This window comes from Myxococcota bacterium (genome assembly GCA_035498015.1).
Taxonomy (GTDB): domain Bacteria; phylum Myxococcota_A; class UBA9160; order SZUA-336; family SZUA-336; genus VGRW01.
In genome coordinates, this window is record DATKAO010000129.1 from 1 (window position 1) to 4,600 (window position 4,600).

Annotated in this window: 6 protein-coding genes; 4 read left to right on the forward strand and 2 right to left on the reverse strand. The window is 70.0% G+C overall.

The window, feature by feature from the left end:
- The 4 genes from VMR86_11510 to VMR86_11525 all read left to right on the forward strand — a co-directional run.
- Nucleotides 1-312, forward strand: a 312-nt coding sequence (locus VMR86_11510; protein HTO07667.1) for a circularly permuted type 2 ATP-grasp protein, incomplete at its 5' end; no start/stop codon positions are given.
- Nucleotides 312-1,265, forward strand: coding sequence for an alpha-E domain-containing protein (locus VMR86_11515; protein HTO07668.1), 954 nt, complete (start codon nt 312-314; stop codon nt 1,263-1,265). The genes VMR86_11510 and VMR86_11515, both read left to right, overlap by 1 nt.
- Complete coding sequence (locus tag VMR86_11520; GenBank protein HTO07669.1) at nt 1,265-2,164, forward strand: transglutaminase family protein; 900 nt, start codon at nt 1,265-1,267, stop codon at nt 2,162-2,164. The genes VMR86_11515 and VMR86_11520 overlap by 1 nt, the downstream gene beginning before the upstream one ends.
- 6 nt (nt 2,165-2,170) lie before the next feature.
- A complete protein-coding gene (locus VMR86_11525) occupies nt 2,171-2,488 on the forward strand; it encodes a nitroreductase family deazaflavin-dependent oxidoreductase (GenBank protein ID HTO07670.1) in 318 nt (105 codons plus the stop codon).
- A 1-nt stretch (nt 2,489) separates the two neighbouring features.
- Here the strand turns inward: VMR86_11525 and VMR86_11530 are convergent, their stop codons facing one another.
- Both VMR86_11530 and VMR86_11535 read right to left on the reverse strand, forming a co-directional pair.
- Entirely contained in the window at nt 2,490-3,029 is a 540-nt protein-coding gene (locus tag VMR86_11530) for a redoxin domain-containing protein (GenBank protein HTO07671.1), read from the reverse strand.
- Nucleotides 3,026-4,600 (reverse strand): long-chain-fatty-acid--CoA ligase (locus VMR86_11535; GenBank protein ID HTO07672.1); only part of this gene is annotated, 1,575 nt, incomplete at its 5' end. The genes VMR86_11535 and VMR86_11530, both read right to left, overlap by 4 nt.

Consider the following 4,600-nt stretch of genomic DNA (forward strand, 5'->3'; position numbering starts at 1 on the left):
TCGGGCGGCTACGGCATCGTGATGGGCCCGCAGGCGACCGCCGACCAGCTCGAGATCTGCCGCAAGGAGATCGAGCTGAACCCGCGCGGCTACATCGCGCAGGAGCTGGTGCAGCTCTCGAGTCACCCCACGTTCGTCGACGGCCGGCTCGAGGCGAGACACATCGACCTGCGGCCCTTCGTGCTGACCGGCGCGCGCACGGAGGTCTTCCCGGGCGGGCTCACGCGCGTGGCGCTGCGCCGCGGCTCGTTCGTGGTGAACTCGTCGCAGGGCGGCGGCTCCAAGGACACCTGGGTGCTGGAGGACTGCTGATGCTGGCCCGCCACGCCGAGGACCTGTTCTGGACCGGGCGCTACCTGGAGCGCGCCGAAGACACCGCGCGCATGCTCGACGTGACCTACCACGGGCTGCTCGAGGGCGGCTCGACCGACGCGGCCTCGGCCTGGCACCTGTTGCTCGAGGCGCTGCACCTGGCGCATCCCTTCCACTCACGACACGAGTCGGTGTCGCCCCGGGCGGTGGCGGAGTTTCTGGTGTGCGACCTGGCGCAGCCGAGCTCGATCGTGGCCGCGATCGCGCGTGCGCGGGAGAACGCGCGCAACGTGCGCGAGCATCTCTCGACCGAGCTCTGGGATGCCGTGAACACCTGCTTCCTGGAGCTGCGCGCACGCGATCTCAAGGCCGAGGTCGGCGGCCAGCCGCACGAGCTCTACCGCGAGATCCGCACCCGCTGTCAGACGATCGCGGGCGCGTGCGCCGAGACCATGCCGCGCGGCGACCCGTGGCGGTTCCTCTTGTTGGGGCGACTCATCGAGCGCGCGGAGATGACCTGCCGCATGCTGCGCGCGCGCTCGAGCCGGCGCGCGGTGCGCTCGGGCTTCCACGACTTCCTGCTCGTGCTGAACTCGGTGTCGGCGTTCGAGGCCTACACGCGCGAGCACGGGGCCGACATCGATCCGGCGCGAGTCATCTCGTTCCTGTTGCTCGCGCCCGACTTCCCGCGCAGCGTGTTGTACTGCGTGCGCGGCACCGACAAGGTGCTCGAGCAGCTCGACGCCGGCGCGCCCAGCGCGCGGGCCCGGCGCACGCTCGGCCGGATTCGCGCCGAGCTCGAGTATCAGGACCCCGAGGAGCTGCGCGCGTTCGGCGAGCGCGGCGTGCTCGACCGCGCGCAGGCGGGCATCTGGGAGGTGGCCGAGCGGGTCGAGGAGTCCTTCTTCGCCAGCGGCCCGCAGCCGCAGCGCCACATCTTCGGGTCCGCGTGATGGAGCTGTTCGAGATCCGCTATCTCTCGCTGTTCCGCTACCCGCAGCCGGTCTGGGACTCGCACAACGTGCTGCGCGCGGCGCCGTGCAGCGACGAGCGCCAGATCCTGCTGAGCTACCGGCTGTCGATCTCGCCCTCTTCGCGCGTGGTGTCCTACACCGACTACTTCGGCACGCGGGTCGACTTGTTCGGCGTGGCGCGCCCGCACCGCGAGCTCGAGGTGCTGGCCGAGATCCGCGTGGCCATGCAGGGCGACGTGCCGGCGGCGCCGCCGGCCGCGCTGGGGCCGCGCAGCGACCAGGGCTTCATCGAGTCACACCATGAGTATCTCGTGCCCAGCATGCACATCGAGTTCGCCGATGGCGTGCGGCGCGAGGCGCGCGAAGTGGTCACGGGTCTTCCGGACGACGCCGGACTGGTCGGTGGCGCGCTCGCCGCGCACGTGAGCCGTACGCTGCAGTACGCGCCCGGGTCGACCGAGATCGGCATCGACGTCAACGAGCTGCAGCGCACGCGCCGCGGCGTGTGCCAGGACTTCGCGCACTATCTGATCGCGCTGTGCCGGTCCGTGGGCGTGCCCGCGCGCTACGTCTCGGGGTATCTGTTCGCGGCCCGCGGCGACGAGGCGACGGCGCCCAAGCGCGACGAGGTCTTCGTGCAGACCCACGCCTGGGTCGAGATCGCCGTGCCCGGCGCCGGCTGGTGGCCGCTCGACCCGACCAACCGCCTCACCGTCGGCGCGCGCCACGTGAAGATCGGCCACGGCCGCGACTACGACGACGTCTGCCCGCTGCGCGGCCTGTACCACGGCCCGTTCCAGCACGAGCTCGAAGCCGAGGTGCGCATGAAACGGCTCGGCACCGGTGACTCGTGGGCGAGCGCCTCCGCGGTATCCTGAGAGGGAATGCCCGAACCCGAGGACTTCCTCTACCTGGCCACCGTCGGCCGGCGCAGCGGCCATCCGCACCTGATCGAGATCTGGTACGTCGAGCACGACGGCCGCTACTACGTGGTCTCCGAGCGCCGCGAGCAGTCGCGCTGGGTCCAGAACTTGCGGGCGCAGCCCGCCGTCGCGTTCATGGTGAAGCGCCGCGTGGGCCGCGCGCAGGCGCGTGCGCTCGATCCGGCCGCCGACGCCGCGCTGCACGCGCAGGTGAGCGAGCTCATGGACGAGCGCTACGAGTGGAGCGACGGGCTGATCGTCGAGATCGCGCCCGAGTGACTCACTTCTGCGGGAAGCCCAGCTGCTCGAGCTTCCCCGCGATGTCCTTCGCCGCGCTGGCCGTCTTCACGTCCTTGTCGATGAAGCGCACCACGCCGTCCTTGTCCACGTAGTAGGTCCAGCGCTTGGCGTAGGCGCCGCCCAGCGCGGAGTTGCCGAAGGCGTTCGCCACGTCGCCCTTGGTGTCGGAGAGCAGTGGCAGCTTCGCGCCCAGTGACTTGGCGAAATCCGCGTTCTTGTCCGGCGGGTCGAAGCTCACCATGTAGACGGCGACGTCGTACCTGGCGAGCGCCGCCTGCGCGTCGGGATCGCCGAACGACTTCAGCTCCTCGGTGCAGCCGCCGGTGAAGGCCTTCGGGAACCACGCCAGCACGAAGCCGCGCTTGCCCACGAAGTCGGCGAGCTTCACGGCCTGGCCGTCGGTGCTCTGCAGGCTGAAGTCGGGCGCCTTGTCGCCGGGCGCGAGATCCGCGCCGTGCGCCACGAAAGGCAGCGTGACCAGGAGCGCGAACGCCAGCGTGACTCGTGCGAACGCCCTCAATTCACCCTCCGCTGGCCCTTCCAGTATTTGTCGCGCAGCAGGAACTTCTGCAGCTTGCCGGTCGCGGTGCGCGGCAGCGCGTCGAGGAACTCGACCGAGGTCGGGCACTTGAAGTGCGCCAGGTGCTCGCGGGCGAAGGCGATCACCTCGGCTTCGCTGAGCTTCGTGCCGGGCTTCAGCACCACCAACGCCTTCGGTGTCTCGCCCCACTTCTCGTGCGGCACGCCGATCACCGCGCACTCCAGGATCCCCGGGTGGCGGAAGAGCGCGGCCTCGATGTCGGGCGAGCTGATGTTCTCGCCGCCCGAGATGATCACGTCCTTCTTGCGGTCCACGATGTGGATCGAGCCAGCCTCGTCCCACACCGCCAGGTCACCGGTGTGGAAGTAGCCGCCGTGGATGGCCTTCGCGGTCTCGTCGGGCTGCTCCCAGTAGCCCGCGAACACCACGTTCGAGCGCGCGCACACCTCGCCGACCGAGACACCGTCCTTGGGCACGGGCTTGGCGTCGCCGTCGAGCACGGCGATCTCGACCCCGATCGCGGGCACGCCGGCGCGCGAGCGCCGCTGCCAGTCCTCTTTCCTGGTGGTGTGGTCGGGCATCGAGACGGTGAGCACGGGCGCGGTCTCGGTCAGCCCGTAGATCTGGATGAAGTCCCAGCCGAGCTCCTGCTCGAGTCTCTCGATGAACGCGGCCGGAGGCGGCGCGCCGGCGACCACGAAACGCGGCTTGGTGCGGATGTGGTGCTTGGCCCGCCCGGGGTAGTCGAGCACCGTGCGCAGCACCGCGGGCGCCATGCACGCGAACGTGACTCGCTCGCGCTCGATCAGCTCGAAGATCTTCGCGCCGTCGATCGCGCGCAGCACCACGTGCGTGCCGCCCATGCCCGTGAGCGCGTACACGCCACCCCAGCCGTTGCAGTGGAACATGGGCAGGGTCCACAGCTCCACGTCGTGGTGCGACACGCGCAGATGACTCACGAGTGAGTAGGCGTTGATGTAGCAGTTGCGGTGCGTGAGCATCACGCCCTTGGGGCGCGCCGTGGTGCCCGAGGTGTAGTTGATCGAGACCGTGTCGTTCTCGGAGCGGGGCGGCGCGGGCGGCGCGTACTCGGGCTCGCGCGCGATCAGCTCGTTCCAGTCGAGCCAGCCGGCGGGCGTGGCGCCCGAGTCCTGGGCCACGACGTAGCTGCGCACCGAGCGCAGGCGCGGCCGGATCCCGTCGACCACCGCGCTGTACTCGTGGTCGACCAGCACCACGCTGACTCCTGCGTGGTTCAGGATGTACTCGTGGTCCTCCGCGGTGAGCCGGTAGTTGAGCGGCACCAGGATGGCGCCGATCCGACTCGTGGCGTAGAAGCTCTCCAGGAAGAAGTGCGAGTTGGGCGACAGGATGCAGACCCGGTCGCCCTGCTTCACCCCGAGCCGCACGAGCGCGTGCGAGAACTGGTTCACCCGCCGCTGGAAGTCGCGGTAAGTGAAGCGCAGCGCCCCGTCGACGATCGCGAGCTTGTCGGGATAGAGCTGCGCCGGCCGGCGCAGGAAGTCGTCTACCAGGAGCGGTACTTCCAC

Excerpts from the sequence above, each read along its gene's own strand:
- VMR86_11515 (HTO07668.1), top strand. The coding sequence starts at position 312 with ATGCTGGCCCGCCACGCCGAGGACCTGTTCTGGACCGGGCGCTACCTG.
- VMR86_11520 (HTO07669.1), top strand. The coding sequence starts at position 1,265 with ATGGAGCTGTTCGAGATCCGCTATCTCTCGCTGTTCCGCTACCCGCAG.
- VMR86_11525 (HTO07670.1), top strand. The coding sequence starts at position 2,171 with ATGCCCGAACCCGAGGACTTCCTCTACCTGGCCACCGTCGGCCGGCGC.